Source organism: Clavibacter sp. B3I6 (assembly GCF_030816895.1).
Taxonomy (GTDB): Bacteria; Actinomycetota; Actinomycetes; order Actinomycetales; family Microbacteriaceae; genus Clavibacter.
Window position 1 is genome coordinate 1,573,500 of record NZ_JAUSYL010000001.1, and the last position, 20,109, is coordinate 1,593,608.

Sequence of the window (20,109 nt, forward strand, 5' to 3'; positions counted from 1 at the left end):
GGCGCCGTCACCGCGGCGCGGCGGTGCTCTCGCGCACGATGAGCTGCGCGGGGAGGTCGACGTCGTCGGGCGCGGGCGTGTCCTCCATGCGCGCGACCAGCTGCTCCAGGACGGCGCGCCCCAGGCCCCGGAAGTCCATCCGCACGCTCGTGAGCGAGGGCGAGATGACCTGGGAGAAGGTCGCGTCGTCGAAGCCGACCAGGCTGATGTCGTCGGGCACCCGGCGCCCCGACTCGGTCAACGCCCGGAGGGAGCCGAGGGCGATGTCGTCGTTGAAGCAGAACAGCGCCGTCGCGTCGTCGTCCAGCGCGCGCAGCGTCGCGTCGTAGGCCTGGCGCGGGTGCCATCCGGTCATGATGACCTCGGGCGCGGCCACGCCCGCCCGGGCGAGGGTCTCCAGGTAGGCGCGCGTGCGGCCTCGACCCGACTCGGACGGGTGGTCGACGCTCAGGTGATGGACGGTCCGGTGCCCGAGCCCCAGCAGGTGCTCGGTCGCGAGCCGGGCTCCGACCTCGTCGTCGATGTGGGCGTGCGGCACCCCCGAGAGGTGCGTCCCCATGAGCGTCGCGGAGGCGGCGGGCAGGTCGGTGGGCAGCAGCTCCAGCGCCCTGCTGACGGGGCTGTCGAACTCGATCCCCACCACCCCGGCGAGGGGCAGCCGCAGCAGCAGGTCCACCGCCGATCGGGCGTCGTCCGGGTGCCCGGTGGGCACGACGGCGACGGTCACGAGGAGGCCGTGCGCGATGGCGGCCTCCTGGATCCCCTGGATCGTGGAGGCGAACCCGTACCGGGCGGTGTCGCCGGCGAGGACCCCGACGAGGCGGTTGCGGCCGCTCACGAGGGCACGGGCCGCCTCGTTGGGCCGGTACCCGAGCTCGTCGACCGCCCGCGTGACCGCAGCGCGGCGGCGCGCGCTCACCTGGTCGCTGCCGTTCAGCACCCGCGACACGGTCGCGTTGGAGACGCCCGCGAGTCGCGCGACGTCCGCGATGCCGGGCTGCTTCCCACGTCGCGACTCGGTCATGACCCGACAGTAGCGGCCCCCCATCGCCCCATCCGCTCCGGGCATCGACGCCCGGAGCCGCACGTGCCCGACCCGGAACGACGAGAGGACGACCGATGACCGCGCTCACACCCCCCATGGGCTGGAACAGCTGGGACAGCTACGGAACGACCGTGACGGAGGAGGAGGTCCTGGCGAACGCCCGGTTCATGGCCGAGCACCTGCTGCCGTTCGGATGGGACACGGTGGTGGTCGACATCCAGTGGTACGAGCCCACCGCACGTGCCGGCGGCTACAACGACGCTCCCCCGGTCGAGCTCGACGCGCACGGGCGCCAGATGCCGGCCGTCAACCGGTTCCCCTCCGCAGCCGACGGCGCGGGATTCGGTCCGCTCGCGCAGGCGGTGCACGATCTCGGGCTCCGCTTCGGCCTGCACATCATGCGCGGGATCCCGCGCCTCGCGGTCGAGCGCGACCTCCCCGTGCTGGGGACGGAGGCGACCGCCGCGCAGATCGCCGACACGTCCTCGGTCTGCGCCTGGAACCCCGACAACTACGGCCTCGACCACGACCACCCCGGGGCCCAGGCGTACTACGACGCCCAGCTCGCGCAGTTCGCCGCCTGGGGAGTCGACCTGGTGAAGGCGGACGACATGCTCAGCCCGTACCACGAGCGCGAGATCTCGGCCTATCACCTCGCCATCGAGCGCTCCGGGCGGGACATCCTCCTGAGCCTCTCCCCGGGGACGCACCTCTCGACGATGCACCTCGACCACCTGCGCGAGTCCGCGGAGATGTGGCGCGTGTCCGACGACCTGTGGGACAGGTGGAGCGACGTGCTCGACCAGTTCAGCCGCATGGCGCGCTGGGCCCCGTTCCAGCAGGCCGGTTCCTGGGCGGACGCGGACATGCTGCCGCTCGGCCGCATCGGCATCCGAGCCGAGCGCGGCGAGGACCGGGACAGCCTCCTCACCCTCGATGAGCAGCGCACCCTCATGAGCCTCTGGATGATGTCGCGCTCGCCCCTCATGTACGGGGGCGACCTCCCGAGGAGCCGGCCCGAGACCATCGCCCTGCTCACCGTGCCGGGGATGATCCGCGTCCTGCAGCACTCCCAGGACAACCGGGAGGTGATCCGCGAGGACGACCTGGTCGTCTGGACGGCCGCGGCGACGGACGCCGACGCGCGCTACGTCGCGGTGTTCCAGCTCGGGGCCGAGGGCACGGTGCGACGCATCCCGCTGTCCTCGGTGGGGCTGCGACCCGGAGCACCGACCACCGTCACCGACGTGTGGTCCGGGGAGCCCGTGTCGGTCGCCGGGGACGCGCTGGAGCTGGACGTGCCCGCGCACGGAGCCCGGGTCGTGCGGTTCGACCTGGGGTGACGCGCGGCCGCGTCGCCGCCCCGGTGCCGACCGTCCGACGCGGCCCGCCGACGCTGCCGCCTCGACGGGCCGGGTAGCGTCGTCACGGCGAGCGGTCCGAGCCCAGCGTCCCGTCCACGACACCCGACCACCCGGAGGACCCCATGCCCGACCGCACGCGATCGACCGAGCCGAGCACGGAGCGGTCACCCCACCATGTCGAGCCGACGACGGACGCGCGCCCGGGAAGCGCGGAGACGCGCGGAGCCCTGCACCGCCGCCGTCTCGCGGTCTTCGCCTTCATGCTCGCCTTCGGGATCGGGATGTCCTCCTGGGTGGTGCGGACCCCCGCCGTCCGCGACCTCCTGACCGCATCCACCGCGGAGATGGGCCTCGTCCTCCTCGGACTGTCCGTGGGCTCCATGACCGGGGTGCTCACGTCGGCGGCGTTCGTCCGACGTCACGGCGTCCGCACCACCGTCGCGCTGGGAGGGGCGTCCTTCGTCCTGGGCATCGCGCTGGTCGGGGTCGCGGCGAGCCTCTCCTCCACCGCCGGCGTGTTCATCGGACTCGCGCTGACCGGTCTCGGGATCGGCTTCTCCGAGATCGCGTTGAACCTGGAGGGCGCCGCCATCGAGAGCGCCCTGGGTCGATCCGTCCTCCCCGCGATGCACGGCTGCTTCAGCCTGGGCACGGTGATCGGGTCCGTCGCGGGCATCGGGCTCACCGCGATCGAGTTCCCCGTCCTCTGGCAGCTGGCCGGCGTGGCCGTGCTCGGCTGCGCCCTGCTGGGCACGGTCATCCGCCACGTCTCGGCGTCGACCGGCCGCGTCACCGCCGTGACCGCCGGCGAGCCCGCCCCGCCTGCTCGCCGGTCGCTGCTGCAGGTGGCCCGCGAGCCGCGGATCCTCATGCTCGGGGCGATCGTCCTCGCCCTCGCCCTCGCCGAGGGCTCCGCCATGGACTGGCTGCCCCTGCTCATGGTCGACGGCCACGGCGCGTCCGCGACCGTCGGCACGATCGTGTTCGCCGGCTTCGCCGCAGCCATGACCGTCGGCCGGTTCCTGGGTGCGCCGCTGCTGGCGCGCTTCGGGAACGTGGCCGTCCTGCGGGTCAGCGCGCTCATCTCGGCGGCCGGCATCGCGATCGTCGTCTTCGTCGACAGCCCGATCGCCGCCGGCTGCGCGGTGGCCCTCTGGGGGCTGGGTGCCGCGCTCGGATTCCCGGTCACGCTCTCCGCCGCCGCGGACAGCGACGACCCCACGTCCTCCGTGGCCGCGGTCGCCACCGTCGGCTACATCGCGTTCCTCGTGGGGCCGCCGCTGCTCGGTTTCCTCGGCGAGCACTTCGGCCTCCGAGGGGCCATGATCCTGGTCCTGGTGCTCGTCGCGGCGGCATCCTCCCTGACGCGGGCGGCCGGCCCGCGGCGGAGGGGCGGACGCGGGTAGCGCGTCCCGTGTCGTGCACCCGGTCCCAGCGCCCCTGCTGAGACGTGCGAGTGGTCGCATGCTCAGGTCGTGCGGCTTTCGAGCTCGGAGCGGGGGCTGACCACGCAGCCGGCGACGGGAGGCGAGTCGGTTCCCGAGCCGGCGCGGATCCCATCCCGGAGCCACGTGCCCGGGGTCGGACGCGGCTGCCCACGGGCGCGTCGACCCCGCTCCCCTCGCGGCCGGGCACCCGCCGGGCCCGAGATGAGGCCTCTCTCCATCCCGCGGAAGAACGTCGTGATCAGGTTCTTCACGCCGGTATTTGCAAATCCTATAGGATATGGGATGCTGAGCCCGGGTCACCCGGACCCGCTCACCTGATCACTGGAGATCACGACAATGAAGTCACGCCTGTCTGTCGCAGCCGCCCTCACCGCGGTGTCCGTCCTCTCCCTCAGCGCCTGCGGCGCCGAGGCTCCCGCCGCCGACGGCGCACCGTCGGGCAACGTCACGATGATCGTGCCCATGGGCGCCGGCGGCGGAAGCGACCAGTCCGGACGCGCCATCGCCTCCGGGCTGGAGAGCGGCACCGGGCTCAACGTGAGCGTGGAGAACCGCGAAGGCGGATCCGGCGCCATCGGCTACTCCCACTTCCTCGCCCAGCAGGGCAAGAACAACCTCCTGCTGGCCGCCGAGACCGCCATGGTCGCGCTGCCGGTGACGCAGGACGTCGAGTTCACCTACGAGGACTTCACCCCGATCATGAAGGTCGGCGACGACTTCACACTCATCGTCGTCGCACCCGACAGCGAGTACGACACCTGCGAGGACCTCGTCGACGCTGCCCGTGACGATCGGGTGGTCGCCGCGGTCTCGGGCGCCACATCGCTGGACGAGATCGTGTTCACCCTCATCGAGGAGGACCAGGACGTCGAGTTCGACCGCGTGCCCTTCACCTCCGGCAGCGAGGTGCTCACCGGCATCCTCGGCGGACAGGTGGACGTCGCGTCGCTCAACCCGTCCGAGGTCATCGCGCAGCTCGAGGCCGGAGACCTGAAGGCCCTGTGCGCCGTGTCCGAGGAGCGCTACACGTACGACGAGCTCAAGGACATCCCCACCGCGTCCGAGCAGGGCATCGACGTCGCCTTCGCCCAGTTCCGCGGCTTCATCGCCCCGGGGAACATCGGCGAGGAGAGCACGCAGTACTGGATCGACGCGGCGAAGGAGTACGAGACCAGCGCCGCGTACACGGAGTACATCGAGTCCAACTACATGCAGGCCAACGCCCAGTACGGCGACGAGTTCGGCGCGTACCTCGCGGAGAACACGGCCGACCTCGAGAAGGTCTTCGCACAGTGACCGTCGCCCAGCGGGGCGGCCTCCTCGCCAGCGTCGTGCTCGCCGTCATCGGCGTCGCGGCGGTGCTCGGCGGGATCGGCTACGGCGTGACCGTCGAGGACGGCGAGATCGGGCCGGGATTCTTGCCCGTGATGTCCGGAGGGCTCGTCGCCGTGTTCGCGGTGCTCGACGTCCTCGGCCGGGTACGGCGCAGGAAGGACCTGCCCACCCAGGCGGAGCTCATCCTCGACACGGTCGACGAACGGCTGCACGACCGCGCCGTCCACCCAGGCGCACATGCGGCCGACGACCCGGGCGCGGAGTCCACGAGCACCCAGTCGGTGCAGACCGCCCTGGGAGATGGCGCTGACGTCGACATCTTCGGTCGCACGCAGCGCCAGCGGAACCGCATGCTCGCGGTCGTGCTGGGGCTCGTCGTCGTGACGCTGCTCGCGGTGCAGGTCGTCGGCTTCCTGATCGCCTTCGTGCTGCTCCTCTTCGTCGTCGCCGTCTTCGTCGAGCGTCGTTCCCTCGTGCCGTCCGCACTCGTCGCGCTCTCCGCCGGCGCCGTGACGTACGGCATCTTCGTCCTCCTGCTGCGGGTCCCCCTGCCGCAGGGCCTGCTCGGGATCATCTAGGAGCCGACAATGCTCGACAACCTCGCACTCGGCTTCTCCACCGCGTTCACGCCGGAGAACCTCCTGTGGTGCTTCATCGGCGTGCTGCTCGGCACCGTCATCGGGCTCATGCCCGGACTCGGCTCCACCACCGGCGTCGCCATCCTCATCCCGCTGACGCTCACCCTCGAGCCGGTGACGGCGCTCATCATGCTCGCCGGCATCTACTACGGCGCCCAGTACGGGGGCACCATCACCTCGGTGCTCATCTCGACCCCAGGCGAAGCCGCGAGCGTGGTCACCACGCTCGACGGCTACCAGATGGCGAAGAACGGCAAGGCGGGTTCCGCCCTCGCGATCAGCGCCATCGGCTCCTTCGTGGCCGCCATCATCTCGCTGGCGCTCCTCATGTGGCTCGCACCTCCCCTCGCGGACCTCGCCCTCAACTTCGGGCCGGTCGAGAACCTGGCGATCATGATCCTCGGCCTCGTCATCGTGGTCAGCTTCGCCGGCGGCTCGCTCTCCCGCGGGCTCATGATGGCCGCCGTGGGCCTGCTCATCTCCACGGTCGGCGTCGCCACCGGCTTCAGCAGCGCGCGCTTCACGTTCGGCAACATCAACCTCCTCGGCGGCATCCCCTTCATCGAGGTCATGATCGGCCTGTTCGCGGTCGGCGAGGTCCTTCACCAGATCCGCCAGGGAGCGGACGCCCCGATCCGCACGCGGTTCAAGGACATGGTCATCAGCCGTGCGGAGCTCAAGCGGAGCGCGGGCCCGATCCTCCGCGGCAGCGGCATCGGGTTCGTGCTGGGGATCCTCCCCGGAGCGGGCTCCACGCTGGCGAGCTTCATGGCCTACGGCATCGAGAAGCGCGTGTCGCCCCGGAAGGCCATGTTCGGCAAGGGCGCCATCGAGGGCGTCGCAGCTCCCGAGAGCGCCAACAACGCCGCGGCGAACGCGAACTTCGTCCCCACCCTCGCCCTCGGCATCCCCGGTGGTGGGACGACGGCGGTGCTGCTGGGCGCCTTCACGGTCTACGGCCTGCAGCCGGGACCGCGACTGTTCGAGACGCAGCCGACCCTGATCTGGGGCCTGCTGGTGTCGTTCTTCATCGGCAACGTGATGCTGCTGGTGCTGAACCTGCCGCTGGCTCCGGTGTTCGCGCAGATGCTCCGCATCCCCTACGGCTACCTCTACCCGATCATCCTGCTGACGAGCTTCGTCGGCGCCTACTCGGTCAGCAACAACATGTTCAGCGTGCTGCTCGTCCTGATCTTCGGGATCGTCGGCTGGCTGATGAAGGAGCTGGACCTGCCGATGGCGCCGCTCGTGCTCGGCCTGGTCCTCGGACCGCTGTTCGAGAAGTCATTGGTCCAGACCTCCGCGCTGGGGCAGGGCAACTTCGGCATCATGCTCGAGCACCCGATCAGCGTCGGCATCCTGATCTTCACGGTCGCGCTCATGGTCGTGCCGAAGCTCGCGACGCGCTTCGCGGTGCGCCGGCGTCCCGCGGTCGTGCCCGAGCGCGAGAAGGAGGGCGTGTGATCCCCGCATCGCGCTCCGTCCCCCGCCCGCCTGGCGCCTCCCGCGCATCCCGCGCACCCCGAGTCCGAGAGGAGATGGTCGCGTGACCGTCTTGAAGCACGACGCCACGACCTTCGCCGACGACGCCCTCACGGGATTCGTCGCCGCGCACGCCTCCCTCCGCCGCGTGGACGGCGGGGTCGCCCGACGGAGCGCCCTGCCCGCCGGCTCGGTCTCGCTCGTCATCGGGGGAGGATCCGGCCACTACCCGGCGTTCGCCGGTCTCGTCGGGCCGGGCCTCGCGGCCGGGGTCGCCTACGGGAACATCTTCGCCTCGCCGTCCGCCGGCCAGGTCTGCCGCGTCGCCCGCGCCACGGAACAGGGCGGAGGCGTGGTCCTCAGCTACGGCAACTACGCCGGCGACGTGCTGAACTTCGGACAGGCCGCCGAGCGTCTCCGGTCCGAGGGCATGGACGTGCGCGTCGTCGAGGTCACCGACGACGTGGCGAGCGCGAGCCCGGACGAGCGGGCTCGCCGCCGCGGCATCGCGGGCGACCTGACGGTCTTCAAGGTCATCGGCGCCGCCGCGGAGGCCGGGATGGACCTCGACCAGGTCGAGGAGCTCGGCCGTCGCGCCAACGAAGCGACGCGCTCCCTCGGCGTCGCGTTCTCCGGCTGCACGCTCCCCGGGGCGGTCGAGCCGCTGTTCACCGTCCCCGAGGGCCGCATGTCCATCGGGCTCGGCATCCACGGTGAGCCCGGCATCTCCGAGGCGGCGCTCCCCAACGCGTCCGAGCTGGCCGAGCTCCTCGTCCTGCGCCTGCTCGAGGAGGCACCCGCGGGAGCCGGGGACCGCGCCGTCGTGCTGCTCAACGGCCTCGGGACCTTCAAGTACGAGGAGCTCTTCGTCCTGTACGGACATGTCGTCCGACTGCTGGAGGGCGCGGGCGTCACCATCGTCGAGCCCGAGGTGGGGGAGCTCGTCACGAGCCTGGACATGTCGGGTGTGTCCCTGACCCTCATGTGGGTCGACGAGGACCTCGAGCGCCTCTGGGGCGCCGCGTGCTCCACTCCCGCGTTCCGCAAGGGCACGATCGACTCCGCTGCGACCATCGCCGCCGTCGATGAGGCAGCCGGCCCGACCCATGCCCCGGACGACCTCCGTCACGCGCATGCGTCGGCGACGGTCCTCGAGGCGCTCCGCCGCGCACGCGAGATGATCGCGGAGTCCGAGGAGGAGTTCGGTCGCATCGACGCCATCGCCGGCGACGGCGACCACGGCATCGGCATGCTGCGCGGCATCACCGCCGCGGTCGAGGCCGCGACGTCCGCGGTCGGCCGGGGAGCCGGCATCGGGACCGTCCTCGCGGACGCGGGGGAGAGCTGGGCCGAGCACGCCGGAGGAACCTCCGGCGCCCTCTGGGGTGTCTGCCTCACCAGCGCCGGCGCCAGCCTCGCCGAGGAGGACGATCCCGCCTCCCCCGCGGCTGCCGCGCGTGCTGCGGCCGCCGGGCTGTCCGCCATCCAGCGGCTGGGGAGAGCGGAGGTCGGCGACAAGACGCTCGTCGACGCCTTCGCCCCCGCCGTCACCGCGCTGGAGCTCGCCGCCGAGGCGAACGCGACACCGGCCGACGCCTGGCGCGCCGCCGCGTCCGCGGCGCAGCAGGCGTCCGACGCGACGGCCGCGCTCCGCCCCCGGCTCGGACGCGCCCGACCCCTGGCCGAGCGCAGCATCGGACATCCCGACGCCGGCGCGGTGTCCTTCGCGCGCATCGTCGAGGTCATCGCCGCCGGGTTCCGCCCTGCGACGTCGGAGGTCCGAGGTGCCGCTGCGCCGGCAGGTGCCCACCCATCCACCACCGACCCGGGGGCATGACCGTGCCCGCACCGCTCGGGATCGTCGTCGGCAGCGACGACGCGCAGGTGCGGCGCCTCGGGCAGCGGGTCATCGGACTCGAGCTCGCCCGACGGTTCGCAGGCGAACGCCTCGACTACCGCTTCGATCCGACCAGCGCCTCGGCCGCCGAGGTCGACGCCGTGCACGACCACGACGGACCCGGATCCGGGTCCGCAGCAACCCAGGAGGACCGCACATGACCGTCATCGCCCCATCCGCCAGCTCCACCGCATCCACCCGGCCCCGCATCGCCCTCACGCTGGGCGACCCGGCCGGCGTGGGCCCCGAACTGGCCGCCCGCCTCCTCGCGGACCCGGCCAACCTCCACGCTGCCGAGATCCTGATCCTCGCCGACCGGAGCGAGCTCGATGCCGCAGCGGCCGTGATCGGCGTCGAGATCCCCCTCAGCGACGACCGTCGCCCCGGCTTCGCCACCCTCCTCGATGACGGCTCGGCACCCGTCGACCCCATCCCGCCGCGCCAGGTCAGCCAGGAAGCGGGAGCGCGGGCGCTGCACCAGCTCCGGCGGGCCATCGATCTGGCGAACGCCGGCGAGATCGAGGCGATCGTCTTCACCCCCCTGAACAAGACCAGCCTCCATCTCGGCGGCATGACCGAGGAGGACGAGCTGCGCTGGTTCGCGAAGGAGCTGCATCACGACGGCGTCACGAGCGAGATCAACATCATCCCGGGCATGTGGACGGCCCGCGTGACCTCCCACATCGGGATCCGCGAGGTCGCCGACCGCGTCACCACGCAGGGCGTCGTCGACGCCGTGCAGCTGCTGCACGGCCTGCTGCACGACTCCGGGATCGAAAGCCCGAGGATCGGCGTCTGCGCCCTCAACCCCCACAACGGGGAGAACGGCATCTTCGGCCGAGAGGAGATCGACGTCATCCGGCCCGGGGTCGACGCCGCTGCGGCGCTGGGCATCCAGGTCGACGGCCCCTGGCCCTCCGACACGATCTTCATCGGATCCAAGGAGCGGTACGACGGCATCGTCACGATGTACCACGACCAGGGTCAGATCGCCATCAAGCTCATGGGCTTCGACGGCGGCGTGACGGTCCAGGGCGGACTCCCCGTCGTGATCGCGACGCCGGCGCACGGGACGGCGTTCGACATCGCCGGCACGGGCAAGGCGAGCGTGACGTCGAGCCAGAATGCCCTGGACGTGGCCATCGCCATCGCCGGGCGTCGCGTCGCGCGCGCACTCTGAGATGGAACGCGCTCCCCTCCACATCGGGATCAGCACGAAGGCGTACCTCTCCTATGCGCAGTCCCTGGAGTGGTTGGAGGCGGTCCTCGCCATCGCGCGATCCCACCCTGCCGTGCGGGACGGCATCGTCCGCGTGTTCCTCGCACCCTCCACCCCGCTCCTGGAGTCCGCGGTGCGCATCTCCGGCAGCTCGCCCGTCTCCATCGCGGCACAGGACGTCAGCCGCTGGGAAGCTGGCGCGTACACCGGGGAGACCGTCGCTCCGATGCTCGCCGAGATGGGCGTGACGATGGTGGAGCTCGGCCATGCGGAGAGGCGCTCCTTGCTCGGAGAGACCGACGAGGTGATCCGGGAGAAGGCAGCCCGGGTGGAAGCCGCCGGCATGCGCGGGCTCCTCTGCGTCGGCGAGACGGAGCGGCTCTCCGCGGCGCACGCAGCCGCCACGTGCCTCGAGCAGGCACGCGCGTCGGGACTCGCAGCACCCCTCCTGGCCTACGAACCGGTGTGGGCCATCGGCGCCGCGGAACCCGCACCAGCGGAGCACGTACGCGCCGTCATCCGCGAGATCAAGGCGGCCTGGGGCACTCGGTCGCCGGTTCCGCCGGTGATCTACGGCGGCAGCGCGGGACCTGGGCTGCTGGCCCGGCTGCTGCCCGATGCGGATGGGCTCTTCCTGGGACGCTTCGCCCACGACCCGCGTGCCGTGCGCACGGTCCTCGACGAGGCCGCCCGCTCGGCCGAATAGAATCCACCTGTCCCGTCCCTCCTCGCACAGACGCACCCCTGCGCGACGACGGCGGACCCACGAGAGCGAGCACATGGCAGTCACGAAGCGACGCCCCCCAGTGGGCCGCACATCGCTGTCCGACGGCGTGTACGAGGAGCTCCTCGCGCGCCTCTTCGACAACACGCTCCCCCCTGGTGCGCCGATGAACATGGATGCCCTGGCGCGTGACCTGAAGGTCTCGCAGACCCCCATCCGGGAGGCCCTCGTACGACTGGAGACCACCGGGCTCGTCACCCGTGCCGCGCTTCGCGGATACCGTGCGGCGCCGATGCTCTCCGCGAAGGAGCTCGACGACCTGATGCACGCGCGCTGCGTCATCGAACCGGCCCTCGCCCACCTCGCCGCCGAGCACATCACACCCCGGTTCCTCGACGACCTCGATGCCTCCATCGAGTCGCTGTCCACCTCCCCGACGGGCCCCTCGTTCGCGGAGTACCACGACTACTGGAAGTCGGACGAGCGCTTCCACGACCTCATCGCCCGCCAGGCCGACAACGCCTTCCTCTATAGGGCCTTCGAGTCCCTGGGTGGCCAGGCGCAGCGCTTCCGGATGTTCGGTCGTCTCGGCGTGAGCGATGCCGATCAGGCGATCAGGGAGCACAAGCGGATCCGCGAGGCCCTGACGACGGGGAACTCCCTGAGCGCCGAGAACGCGATGCTCGAGCACGTGTCCGCGGTACGCGCGAGGAGCAGTACCAGTACGACCCAGTAGGCCTCGGCCCCGGCGAGGCCCAGGGCTATGTCGTCGATCCGCGTCGCTCGCTGCCACGGCCTCGCCTCATCCGCGGTGATCGCGATGGCGAACGGGCCTCACCGGCCGGCGGTGTAGTGGTTCTGGACCTGGGCGGCCGTGAGCGCCGTCTTGTACACCGCGGCGAAGCGCATGCTGCCGATGACGTAGTTGCCGCCCGCGCCGGTCCAGCCGGACGTGTTGTCGTACCCGATGCGCCAGTACCCGGCGTTGCTCTCGGGGGCGGTGAACTGGGTGTTGACGGCGACGCGGGCGCCGTCGAGGTAGAGGCTCATGCCGCCGGTGGTGGACATGGTGGACACGACGTGGTGCCAGGTGCCGTCGGTGACCACGGTGGGGCTCTGCAGGATCTGGTAGTTGCCCTGGTTGTAGGTGCCGAAGGCGAGCCGGCCGCCGGTGGTGATGTAGGTGTGGCGGTCGTAGGCGGAGGAGGATCCGGCCTGCGAGTTGCCGAAGCCGACGAGCTTCCCGCCCCGGGTCGTGGTCTTGAACCAGACCTCGGTGCTGAACGTCGAGGGGGCCTGGGTCTGCTGGAACGCGTTGGTGACGAAGTCGGTGCCGTCCAGGACGTACGCGCCGCCCGCGTCGCGCGAGCACGCCCGCGGGGTGGTGGTGGTGTCGCTCACCATGCCGCCGCGGTAGGTGCCGGGGTAGGCACCGGTGGCGGCGTCGCGCGCGCTGGTGGATCCGGTCGCCTCGTTCAGCGGATAGGCGAACAGGGCATCGGCCCGGTCGGCGGCGAAGGCGCTGGTGCAGGTGAAGAACGCGGCGGCACCGGCCGCGGTGTTGTTGTCGTTGCGGATCGACGCCGTGAACGCGCCGTTGGTGCTGGGCGCGAGGAGCAGGACGGCGCCGAGGGCGACGGCGGAGACCGACGCGGCGATGGCGGCCGGACGCGGGCGGCGGCTGGTCCGTGCGGCGCGGACGCGGCGACGGAGGCGAGTGATGACGTCCATGCGGTTCCCCCGGTTCAGCGGCCGGGCGTCGCGGTGATCGCGGTACCCGGGCGGTCGTTCTCCCCCGAGGCGTCCGTGGGTCCAGTCTGCCCGACCTCCGCGGTCGTCACCAGGGCGATGAGGTCATCGACCGTGTCGGGCAGCGCGGCGACCTCGGCCGCGGCCACCAGCGCCACCAGGTCGTCGACCGTGTCGGGGACCTCGATGACCTCGGCGAGCTCAGCGGCGGGGGCGCCCTCGGGCTCGGCTCCCTCGGCGAGCAGCACGCGCTCCTCCCGCTCCGCGGGCAGGCCCACGATCAGCGTGTAGAGGAGGGGGACGGCGCAGAGGGCGTAGAAGAGGATCCAGCCCCACAGCGGGAGGTCGAGGGTGGTGGAGATCGGGTGGAACTGGCCGTTCTCGCCGATGGGGGCGGTGATGCTGCCGACTTGTCCTGCGGCGAGGGTGGTGTGGGTGCCGCCCTCGGCCGCGACGCGGATGGGGAGGAGGCCGGTGTTGACGATGCTCGCCTCCACGTCGCTGCCGCGGGTGACGGCCTCGAGGACGACGAGAGCGACGAACGGCTTCAGGACGAACACGACCAGCGCCGCAGCCAGGGAGCCGCCGAGCATGCGCATGGATGCGCGGTGCGTGGGCGAGCCGATGAGGCGGGTCAGGATCGTGACGATGACGAGCCCGGCGAGGAACAGCGGCAGGCCCTTCGCGAGCCAGCCGAAGCCGGGGAGGATCGTGGTCGCCTCGCCGATCAGGTGAGCCTGGTCGGTCTTCCACGGGTCGGTGGCGCCGTTGATGTCGCCCCGCGTCGTGAGCCCCTCCGCGTCGACGGCGATCACACGGTGCGTGTAGGTCTCGTCGGGCGTGGTGCTGGGGTGGAAGCTGACGACGTCGCCGACCTGGACGTCCTCGAGGAGGACGGGCGTGGTGAGCAGGAGCGTGCCGACGGGAGCCGTGGTCCCCATGGACGGGGTCTGGACGACGAACCAGCGGCCGCCGGACGCCTGGAACAGCAGCGTGGCCGCGACCAGCAGCGCGAGCAGCACCGTGACGGTCCACATCAGGACGGTGCGGCGGCGGAAGGTGCGGGACGCACGTGCGTCGCGGCGGGCGGCGCCGCGTGCGGGGACGGCGGGAGCCAGGAACATCGTCTCGAGCTCCTCGACGGGAGTCGAGGGGGACTCGTTCTGGACGTCGCTCATGGTGTTCCCTTCTGATCCATCCCAGATGCGGGGCCGCCAGGAGGGCGGCCCCGCATCTCATTGCGAGTGAGAAGACTCTCGGGCTAGGAGGCGAAGGACCAGGTGAGGGGCAGCGAGGCGCCGAGGCCCTGGTACGTGTTGCCGGCCGAGTTGTCGAGGGTGACCGCGAAGGTGAAGTCGCTGCTGGCGCCGGCGGTGAGGGCGGTCAGGGTCTTGGCGGGCGAGCCGGCGAGGGTCGCGGCGGTGCCGGTGAAGACGTTGACGCCGCCGGAGGTGATGACGACGTTCAGCTTGGAGCAGAAGTCGGTCGCGGTGCCGTTGACGGTGCCGTTCTTCGTCTGCGCGCACACGGCGCCGGGGGTCAGGGTGAAGGTCGCGGCCTTGGAGGTGCCGACGTTCTTGATGTTGACGACGCTCGTGACGGTCTGTCCGGGGATCATCGTGGTCGAGCCGCCGAACTTGTTGATGGTGGAGCAGGTCGCGGCGTTCGCGTCGACGCCGGTCGCGGTGCTCGTGCTGAGGCAGGTCACGGTCGGGGCGCCGTTGGCGCCGGCCTGCGACTCCTGCATGACGAGCGAGCCGGAGGCCGCGGTGTTGGTGTCGTTGGTGATCGAGGCGACGAAGCCCGACAGGGTGCCCGACATCGAGACGGAGAGGAGGACGGCGGCCGCGACGCCGGTCGCGATGGCGAGGGGGGCGAAGCGGACGCGGCGGGTCTTGGCGGCGGGGGCGATGTGGTTCGACATGGTGTGGCTCCAGGGGATGCGGTGCGGGTGAGAGGGACGAGCTGCGTGGCAGCCCTCCGGAAGTCGGCGGCTCGCCTTACGAGTAACTCAACTATACGATTACTCGAAGATCAAGCAATCCCCCCACTGCGGGGGTCATCCACCCCCGCGCCGTGTCGAAGGCCCCCTCTGACACGTACAGTCGCCACTACCGCAGGCCCCTGCCTCCCTCTTCCCGCCCCTCCACACCGACGGACTCCATGACGACCACCACCCCGGACGACTCCCCCACCGCGCTCGACGCGCTCACCAACGCGCTGCGCATGATGGAGAACGCCCAGCGGCACCTCCGCGACTTCATCGCGAGCGACATCGGCATCAACATCACGGACCTCACCGTCATCGGGATCGTCCAGGACCTCGGCCGGCTCACCCCCAAGCACCTCGCGACCGAGATCGCGATGACCACAGGGGCCGTCACCGCCGTCATCGACCGCCTGGTCAAGGCCGGCTACATCGCCCGCATCCCCAACCCGCGCGATCGCCGCAGCGTCTTCCTCGAGCTCACCGCCGCCGGCGCGCACACCGCCGCGCGCATCGAGGACAGGTACCGCTCCGCGGCCCACGCCGCCCTGCAGGCGTCCCCCGACCTGGGCAGCGAGGACACCGCCGAGGAGCTGGCGCGCGCCGCCGTCGCGATCACCGCCCACACCATGGACAGCATCAGCGCCTGCCCCGCCGCCCGCGCCGCGTAGACGGGTCCTCCTGCTCGACCGCCCGCGACCGGGACGGCACCCGCACCGACGAAGACCGCCATCAGGTGCGACCCTCGGGAGCTTCCGGCGAGGCAGCGCTCCTGCCGAGGCCCTCGGCACGCGAGGACCCGGACCAGGTCCGCCTCCTTGACCGAGGGCGCGCGGGCGACAGGGCGACTCCCGGCGCCGTGGGACTGCCACGATGGCCGCATGGCCGTCGATGTCGCACCCGGGCGCAGCAGCGCCGATGTCCGGCGCGTGCTGGAGGCGCTGCCGGACTGGTTCGGGGACCCCGGAGCGATCGACAACTACGTCGCCGCCGCCGAGAGCGACAGCTTCGACAGCTACCTCGCGACCGAGGACTCGGGCGTGGTCGGTGTCGCGCTCATCCATCGGCACTTCCCCGAGACAGCCGAACTGCACCTCATCGCGGTCGCTCCGGAGTCGCGGGGCCGAGGCGTCGGCCGCCTCCTCGTCGAACGCGTGGCCGGGGATCTCGCGGCGAGTGGTTGCGCGCTCCTCTCCGTGCACACGGTCGGCCCGTCGTTCGACGACGAGCCGTACGCGCAGACGCGCCGCTTCTACCGCCGGCTCGGGTTCCTGCCGCTGGAGGAGCACAGAGGGCTCGATTGGCCGGGCCCGACCCTCATCCTCGTCCGCCCCCTCCGGCGAACCACCTGACCGCCGTCACCGGCCCAGCGGCACGGCGACCAGGGCGCTCCGATCGGGGATCTCCTCCCCGGACGGACAGGGACCGACGCACAGCCGATCGTCGGAGCCGCGGTCGTCTGGTCGAACGGGGGCTGTCGCCGACTCCGGCAAGCCGTCAACGTAGGCGCATGTCACCTCGCAGGACAGCCGCCGTCGCCGTCGTGATGCTCACCCTGTCGCTCGCGGCGGCCGGCTGCTCCTCGCCGGCTCCTGCGCTCAGCGACCTCGAGGCAGATCGGACGACGGATCACCCGGTGCCGGCCGAGGTGACGGACGAGGCCCTCGCGGTCCTGGATCCCGACACCATCCGCTGGGTGGGCGAACACGAGGGCACGGACCTCTGGCTCGCCGCGGGGAAGGAGGACCTCGACGCCTGCCTGCTCGTCTACCCCGACGGCACGGACTGGTCGGTCGCCTGCGGCGGGGGCCTCCTGCAGAGCACCACCGCCGCCGGCCTCACCTTCGCCGTCGTCCCCGACGGCGGGACAGCACCAGCCGGCTTCGAGGCGGTATCGCAGAACGTCTTCGCCGCGTCCTAGCGACTCGGATCACCGAGTTCGAAGCTGCACCCGCCCGCTCGAGGCTGCGTGCCGCCCCGGCTCACGCGAGCATCCGAGTGACCGGCAGGGGATCCCTCAGCGGACACCGCTCCTCCACCACCGCAGGGCGCCGACCAGGAAGAGGATGACGCCGAGGAGCGTCACGACCATGGCGACCACCATCACCGCCGCATCGGCGTCGAGCATCGCGCAGCCCGCCGCGGTGTCCTCGTAGGAGCACGTCCGCCACGGCTGGAAGAGGTAGAGCACCGTCACCCCGGCGCCGATGAGGGTGAGAGCGGCGCCGAGGACGAGCAGGACGTTCCGTCGCATCAGGACCATGACCCGACGGTACGGGTTCCCCGCGTCGCACGAGTCGGCCGCCTGGACGATCCCTCGTGGGCGTGCGGCAAGGGTTCCCCTGATGAGAGCGCCGACTCGCACGGCCGGAATGCACGGCATCCCCTTCCGGATCCGGGGGATCCCGGTGCTCCTCGGAGGGGTCTGGCGGTTCCGCCTCGGCTGAAGCAGCGCACGAAGGACCAGTGATCAGGGGCGCTTCCTCCTCAGCGAGCGGAACAGCAGCCCTCCCCCGACGAGGATGAAGAGACCACCTGCGACGAAGCCGAGGAGCCGCTCGTCAGGGTGGATGACGCCGTAGATGACGCCCACGAGCCCGGCGGCCAAGAGGAAGAAGCACTGGGTGCGCGTGGCCGACGCGCGGTTGTCACTCCCCTGCGGCCCGCTCATCCGACCACTTCGGCAGAGCCTCCGGCGGCGGGGAGCGTGCCTGCGTCGCTGGACAGCGAAGCGGTCGACATGGACTACAAGCCCCGCTTCGCCATCCCCCGGACGACGAAGAGCCCGATGACGCCGAGGACGAGGAGGACGGGGCCGACGATGAGGAAGATCGAGCCCAGGTCTCCCGTCGCACCCCTGTACGTCGCGACCACGCCGCCGAGCACCGCGCCCCAGGCGGGAATGACCCGCGCGGATGCGTAGGCGTTCTTCGGGCTCCCCGTGCCGGGCTGCTCTGCGTCGTCGCTCATCCGGCCAGGGTAGCTGTGGGCTCCACGGCAGGCGTCGCCCTGGCGTCTTCCGCGCGTGGGCCGCCTGCCAGTCGGGCAGTGGATTCCTTTGAGTCATGCGGCGCCACGCGCCGGTGGACGCGTCAGTCTCGCGTGCGCCCTGCGCGCAGCACCGTGACCGCGAGACATGCCCCGGCGATGATCGCGCCGACGCCGACGACCACTACGGGGATGCCGTCAGCGCGACCCCCTTCGATGGTCCGGCCCGACCAGCCGTAGACGGCGGCCGCGATGCCACCGACGACGAGGATGCCGGCGACGATGAACAGCGGCAAGGGAGCATCACCTGGACGCGGCTCGGGCATCATCGACTCTCAGACGGTGTCGTAGGAAGGGATCAGTCTCCCAGGATGCCTGAGCGCTGCTGCCGGATGGGACACGCCGCGTCCGGTGGGGCATCCCGCCCGGACGCGGCGTGCGGGGCTGGGCCGAGGGCACTGCGCGCAGGCCCTGCTCGACGCTGCGCGGAAGCACGTCCGCCCGGCAGCGAGCCCAACTCGCCGCCGGCGCTCCCCTACCCTGGGACCACTCGCGGAGGAGACGGAACTGCATGGTGGACCGAGCATCGCTGCGCGACGACAGGTGGGCGAAGGTCGCGATCCTCACCGGAGCCGTCGCCCTCGGCGTGTACACCGTGCTCTGGTGCGTGATGTGGATCCCGACCTACATCGACGGGACCGGACTGCTGATCCTGTACCCGCTGTTCCTCCTCGCATGGATTCCCATCGAGCTCCTGGCGCTCCTCAGCCTGGTGTTCGCGATCGTCGCCCTGGCGAAGCGGCAGGGCAAGACCGTCGGCACCGTCGCGATCCTGTTCGCCGACGTCGTCTTCGTCGTCATCTCGCTCCCGACGCTCTGGTTCGGCCAGATCCCGTGGTACCTCTTCATCCCTGGCGCGGCATGATCATCACGACGTGACCCCATCGCCACGGACACCCCGACGGACCGGCCTCGGACTCGGCGTGGTCCTCTGCCTGGCAGCGCTCTCCGCCTGCACGACACCAGACGAAGCCAGCACCCTGGACCGTTACTCGACGAGCAGCACGCCCGCACCGGCCGACGTCGTCGCACAGGTCGAGGTCGGCGGCATCACCGTCACCTGGCCGCAGGAACCGCGCGATCTCCTCATCACCTCCGTCGGCAGCTCGAGCTGTCCCCGCGTCCCCGTCGAGCTCCGCGGCGACGCGTCGCGGACCCTCGTCATCGCCGAGGACACCGGATCAGGCAGCGCCTGCTCAGCCGACCTCGGTCCCACCACCTCACGGATCGAACGGCCCGACGCCTGGACACCGGGCGCTGTCGTGACGGCGGATCACGACGGGGACGTGCTCCTGCTCACCGTGGAGTAGCGGCACCTCGGCGGGGGACCCCTCGGCGGACGACGCGCCCCACCGCATGGGGCGGAGGTGCCGCCCCGGAGATCGGATCGCGCTCCCGCCGCTGGGGGGGGTGTGGGGGACGAGCTACGGCGGTACCTTCACGATCATGGGGAGCGCGATGACCCGCTCACATGCCGTTCCTACCGCCAGCCCGCATTGCTCCACTCCGAACCGAGATGAGACGTCGATGAGGAACCTGTACGCGGCCGCCGCCGCGGGCGCGATGCTCATCGCCGTGTCGAGCTGCTCCCAGCCCAGCGCGAGCACGCCGGCCCCGACGGCCACACCGCGCATGAGCTTCGACGACGGCCTCCTGACCGTCCAGCAGGAGCGGGCCGCCGACGGCAGTCACATCTCCGCCACCGCCCGGCTCGCCGGCCCCTTGTCCTTCGAGGACGGATGCGTCCGCGTAGGCGGCGTCACCGTCGTCGTGCCACGCCCCGCGAGCTGGGACGGCGAGACGCTCACCGTCGGCGACCAGAGCTTCGCGCTCGGCGACGAGCTCGACATGGTCGGCGGATACGCACAGGAGCGTCAGCCCGGACAGCCCGACGACTGCCCCGGCGAGACGTTCTTCGCCGGCGGAGTCGGGCCCCTCGCAGATGAACGCTGAGCAGTGCACGTCCAGTCGCGCGAGCGGCGCTGCTTCCATCGAAGGCGTCCGATACGGGAACCTCCATCGCGACAGGTCGAAGGCTGATTCGCATCCTGCGGTGCAGGACCTCGGCCGTGCCAGCGGGATCAGTCACTCCACGGAGGGACGCGGGCACGCGCCCTCCATCGGGAAGCTGGACCGATGCAGCGTCACGAGGTGGGCCCCTACATTCCTGCGA

At 71.5% G+C, this 20,109-nt stretch carries 24 protein-coding genes; 16 read left to right on the top strand and 8 right to left on the bottom strand.

Going from position 1 to position 20,109, the window contains the following annotated elements:
* Window positions 1-7: 7 nt before the first annotated feature.
* Entirely contained in the window at window positions 8-1,024 is a 1,017-nt protein-coding gene (locus QFZ62_RS07300; protein ID WP_307503617.1) for a LacI family DNA-binding transcriptional regulator, read from the bottom strand.
* A gap of 95 nt (window positions 1,025-1,119) precedes the next feature.
* Between QFZ62_RS07300 and QFZ62_RS07305 the strand changes: the two genes are divergently transcribed.
* The 10 genes from QFZ62_RS07305 to QFZ62_RS07350 all read left to right on the top strand — a co-directional run bounded on the left by QFZ62_RS07305 (window position 1,120) and on the right by QFZ62_RS07350 (window position 11,888).
* Window positions 1,120-2,388: a glycoside hydrolase family 27 protein gene (locus QFZ62_RS07305; protein WP_307503620.1), complete on the top strand. Its 1,269-nt coding sequence runs from the start codon at window positions 1,120-1,122 to the stop codon at window positions 2,386-2,388.
* 248 nt (window positions 2,389-2,636) lie between these two features.
* A complete protein-coding gene (locus tag QFZ62_RS07310) occupies window positions 2,637-3,815 on the top strand; it encodes an MFS transporter (protein WP_373425972.1) in 1,179 nt (392 codons plus the stop codon).
* A gap of 378 nt (window positions 3,816-4,193) precedes the next feature.
* Entirely contained in the window at window positions 4,194-5,153 is a 960-nt protein-coding gene (locus tag QFZ62_RS07315; RefSeq protein WP_307503622.1) for a tripartite tricarboxylate transporter substrate binding protein, read from the top strand.
* Window positions 5,150-5,770, top strand: a complete 621-nt coding sequence (locus QFZ62_RS07320) for a tripartite tricarboxylate transporter TctB family protein (RefSeq protein ID WP_307503625.1) — start codon at window positions 5,150-5,152, stop codon at window positions 5,768-5,770. Before QFZ62_RS07315 ends, QFZ62_RS07320 begins: the two co-directional genes overlap by 4 nt.
* 9 nt (window positions 5,771-5,779) lie before the next feature.
* Window positions 5,780-7,294 (top strand): tripartite tricarboxylate transporter permease, encoded by a 1,515-nt coding sequence (locus QFZ62_RS07325; protein ID WP_307503628.1) that lies wholly within the window; start codon window positions 5,780-5,782, stop codon window positions 7,292-7,294.
* Window positions 7,295-7,376: 82 nt separating this feature from the next.
* Window positions 7,377-9,149 carry a dihydroxyacetone kinase family protein gene (locus QFZ62_RS07330; protein ID WP_307503631.1) on the top strand — a complete coding sequence of 591 codons (1,773 nt, stop codon included), beginning with the start codon at window positions 7,377-7,379 and terminating at the stop codon, window positions 9,147-9,149.
* Window positions 9,146-9,370 (top strand): hypothetical protein, encoded by a 225-nt coding sequence (locus QFZ62_RS07335; RefSeq protein ID WP_307503634.1) that lies wholly within the window; start codon window positions 9,146-9,148, stop codon window positions 9,368-9,370. Before QFZ62_RS07330 ends, QFZ62_RS07335 begins: the two co-directional genes overlap by 4 nt.
* A complete protein-coding gene (locus QFZ62_RS07340) occupies window positions 9,367-10,389 on the top strand; it encodes a 4-hydroxythreonine-4-phosphate dehydrogenase PdxA (protein WP_307503636.1) in 1,023 nt (340 codons plus the stop codon). Before QFZ62_RS07335 ends, QFZ62_RS07340 begins: the two co-directional genes overlap by 4 nt.
* On the top strand, window positions 10,334-11,134 hold the full coding sequence (locus tag QFZ62_RS07345) for a triose-phosphate isomerase family protein (protein ID WP_307503638.1): 801 nt from the start codon (window positions 10,334-10,336) through the stop codon (window positions 11,132-11,134). Before QFZ62_RS07340 ends, QFZ62_RS07345 begins: the two co-directional genes overlap by 56 nt.
* Before the next feature lie 127 nt (window positions 11,135-11,261).
* The gene (locus QFZ62_RS07350; protein WP_307503641.1) at window positions 11,262-11,888 is read left to right on the top strand and encodes a GntR family transcriptional regulator; all 627 of its coding nucleotides are present in this window, start codon (window positions 11,262-11,264) and stop codon (window positions 11,886-11,888) included.
* A gap of 98 nt (window positions 11,889-11,986) precedes the next feature.
* Here the strand turns inward: QFZ62_RS07350 and QFZ62_RS07355 are convergent, their stop codons facing one another.
* The 3 genes from QFZ62_RS07355 to QFZ62_RS07365 form a co-directional block, all read right to left on the bottom strand.
* Complete coding sequence (locus QFZ62_RS07355) at window positions 11,987-12,883, bottom strand: LamG domain-containing protein (RefSeq protein WP_307503644.1); 897 nt, start codon at window positions 12,881-12,883, stop codon at window positions 11,987-11,989.
* A gap of 14 nt (window positions 12,884-12,897) precedes the next feature.
* Window positions 12,898-14,079, bottom strand: coding sequence for a S26 family signal peptidase (locus QFZ62_RS07360; RefSeq protein ID WP_307503647.1), 1,182 nt, complete (start codon window positions 14,077-14,079; stop codon window positions 12,898-12,900).
* 83 nt (window positions 14,080-14,162) lie between these two features.
* Window positions 14,163-14,825: a hypothetical protein gene (locus tag QFZ62_RS07365; protein ID WP_307503651.1), complete on the bottom strand. Its 663-nt coding sequence runs from the start codon at window positions 14,823-14,825 to the stop codon at window positions 14,163-14,165.
* Window positions 14,826-15,064: 239 nt separating this feature from the next.
* Between QFZ62_RS07365 and QFZ62_RS07370 the strand changes: the two genes are divergently transcribed.
* The 3 genes from QFZ62_RS07370 to QFZ62_RS07380 all read left to right on the top strand — a co-directional run bounded on the left by QFZ62_RS07370 (window position 15,065) and on the right by QFZ62_RS07380 (window position 16,809).
* Complete coding sequence (locus tag QFZ62_RS07370; RefSeq protein WP_307503654.1) at window positions 15,065-15,559, top strand: MarR family transcriptional regulator; 495 nt, start codon at window positions 15,065-15,067, stop codon at window positions 15,557-15,559.
* Window positions 15,560-15,769: 210 nt separating this feature from the next.
* Window positions 15,770-16,240 carry a GNAT family N-acetyltransferase gene (locus QFZ62_RS07375; protein ID WP_307503657.1) on the top strand — a complete coding sequence of 157 codons (471 nt, stop codon included), beginning with the start codon at window positions 15,770-15,772 and terminating at the stop codon, window positions 16,238-16,240.
* A gap of 158 nt (window positions 16,241-16,398) precedes the next feature.
* Window positions 16,399-16,809: a hypothetical protein gene (locus QFZ62_RS07380; protein ID WP_307503659.1), complete on the top strand. Its 411-nt coding sequence runs from the start codon at window positions 16,399-16,401 to the stop codon at window positions 16,807-16,809.
* 96 nt (window positions 16,810-16,905) lie between these two features.
* Here the strand turns inward: QFZ62_RS07380 and QFZ62_RS07385 are convergent, their stop codons facing one another.
* The 4 genes from QFZ62_RS07385 to QFZ62_RS07400 all read right to left on the bottom strand — a co-directional run bounded on the left by QFZ62_RS07385 (window position 16,906) and on the right by QFZ62_RS07400 (window position 18,172).
* Window positions 16,906-17,151, bottom strand: a complete 246-nt coding sequence (locus tag QFZ62_RS07385) for a hypothetical protein (protein WP_307503662.1) — start codon at window positions 17,149-17,151, stop codon at window positions 16,906-16,908.
* A gap of 207 nt (window positions 17,152-17,358) precedes the next feature.
* Window positions 17,359-17,559, bottom strand: a complete 201-nt coding sequence (locus tag QFZ62_RS07390) for a hypothetical protein (protein WP_307503664.1) — start codon at window positions 17,557-17,559, stop codon at window positions 17,359-17,361.
* A gap of 74 nt (window positions 17,560-17,633) precedes the next feature.
* A complete protein-coding gene (locus QFZ62_RS07395; RefSeq protein ID WP_307503667.1) occupies window positions 17,634-17,858 on the bottom strand; it encodes a hypothetical protein in 225 nt (74 codons plus the stop codon).
* 122 nt (window positions 17,859-17,980) lie between these two features.
* A complete protein-coding gene (locus tag QFZ62_RS07400) occupies window positions 17,981-18,172 on the bottom strand; it encodes a hypothetical protein (RefSeq protein WP_307503670.1) in 192 nt (63 codons plus the stop codon).
* Between the two features lie 275 nt (window positions 18,173-18,447).
* Between QFZ62_RS07400 and QFZ62_RS07405 the strand changes: the two genes are divergently transcribed.
* The 3 genes from QFZ62_RS07405 to QFZ62_RS07415 all read left to right on the top strand — a co-directional run bounded on the left by QFZ62_RS07405 (window position 18,448) and on the right by QFZ62_RS07415 (window position 19,889).
* A complete protein-coding gene (locus QFZ62_RS07405) occupies window positions 18,448-18,801 on the top strand; it encodes a hypothetical protein (RefSeq protein WP_307503674.1) in 354 nt (117 codons plus the stop codon).
* Window positions 18,802-18,811: 10 nt separating this feature from the next.
* Entirely contained in the window at window positions 18,812-19,246 is a 435-nt protein-coding gene (locus QFZ62_RS07410; protein WP_307503676.1) for a hypothetical protein, read from the top strand.
* A 217-nt stretch (window positions 19,247-19,463) separates the two neighbouring features.
* Window positions 19,464-19,889, top strand: coding sequence for a hypothetical protein (locus QFZ62_RS07415; RefSeq protein WP_307503678.1), 426 nt, complete (start codon window positions 19,464-19,466; stop codon window positions 19,887-19,889).
* Window positions 19,890-20,109 lie beyond the last annotated feature (220 nt).

Excerpts from the sequence above, each read along its gene's own strand:
- QFZ62_RS07340 (WP_307503636.1), top strand. The coding sequence starts at position 9,367 with ATGACCGTCATCGCCCCATCCGCCAGCTCCACCGCATCCACCCGGCCC.
- QFZ62_RS07360 (WP_307503647.1), bottom strand. The coding sequence starts at position 14,079 with ATGAGCGACGTCCAGAACGAGTCCCCCTCGACTCCCGTCGAGGAGCTC.
- QFZ62_RS07305 (WP_307503620.1), top strand. The coding sequence starts at position 1,120 with ATGACCGCGCTCACACCCCCCATGGGCTGGAACAGCTGGGACAGCTAC.
- QFZ62_RS07300 (WP_307503617.1), bottom strand. The coding sequence starts at position 1,024 with ATGACCGAGTCGCGACGTGGGAAGCAGCCCGGCATCGCGGACGTCGCG.
- QFZ62_RS07395 (WP_307503667.1), bottom strand. The coding sequence starts at position 17,858 with ATGAGCGACGACGCAGAGCAGCCCGGCACGGGGAGCCCGAAGAACGCC.
- QFZ62_RS07315 (WP_307503622.1), top strand. The coding sequence starts at position 4,194 with ATGAAGTCACGCCTGTCTGTCGCAGCCGCCCTCACCGCGGTGTCCGTC.
- QFZ62_RS07370 (WP_307503654.1), top strand. The coding sequence starts at position 15,065 with ATGACGACCACCACCCCGGACGACTCCCCCACCGCGCTCGACGCGCTC.
- QFZ62_RS07405 (WP_307503674.1), top strand. The coding sequence starts at position 18,448 with ATGGTGGACCGAGCATCGCTGCGCGACGACAGGTGGGCGAAGGTCGCG.
- QFZ62_RS07415 (WP_307503678.1), top strand. The coding sequence starts at position 19,464 with ATGAGGAACCTGTACGCGGCCGCCGCCGCGGGCGCGATGCTCATCGCC.
- QFZ62_RS07365 (WP_307503651.1), bottom strand. The coding sequence starts at position 14,825 with ATGTCGAACCACATCGCCCCCGCCGCCAAGACCCGCCGCGTCCGCTTC.
- QFZ62_RS07375 (WP_307503657.1), top strand. The coding sequence starts at position 15,770 with ATGGCCGTCGATGTCGCACCCGGGCGCAGCAGCGCCGATGTCCGGCGC.
- QFZ62_RS07325 (WP_307503628.1), top strand. The coding sequence starts at position 5,780 with ATGCTCGACAACCTCGCACTCGGCTTCTCCACCGCGTTCACGCCGGAG.
- QFZ62_RS07355 (WP_307503644.1), bottom strand. The coding sequence starts at position 12,883 with ATGGACGTCATCACTCGCCTCCGTCGCCGCGTCCGCGCCGCACGGACC.
- QFZ62_RS07345 (WP_307503638.1), top strand. The coding sequence starts at position 10,334 with ATGCCCTGGACGTGGCCATCGCCATCGCCGGGCGTCGCGTCGCGCGCG.
- QFZ62_RS07385 (WP_307503662.1), bottom strand. The coding sequence starts at position 17,151 with ATGGTCCTGATGCGACGGAACGTCCTGCTCGTCCTCGGCGCCGCTCTC.
- QFZ62_RS07390 (WP_307503664.1), bottom strand. The coding sequence starts at position 17,559 with ATGAGCGGGCCGCAGGGGAGTGACAACCGCGCGTCGGCCACGCGCACC.
- QFZ62_RS07380 (WP_307503659.1), top strand. The coding sequence starts at position 16,399 with ATGTCACCTCGCAGGACAGCCGCCGTCGCCGTCGTGATGCTCACCCTG.
- QFZ62_RS07335 (WP_307503634.1), top strand. The coding sequence starts at position 9,146 with ATGACCGTGCCCGCACCGCTCGGGATCGTCGTCGGCAGCGACGACGCG.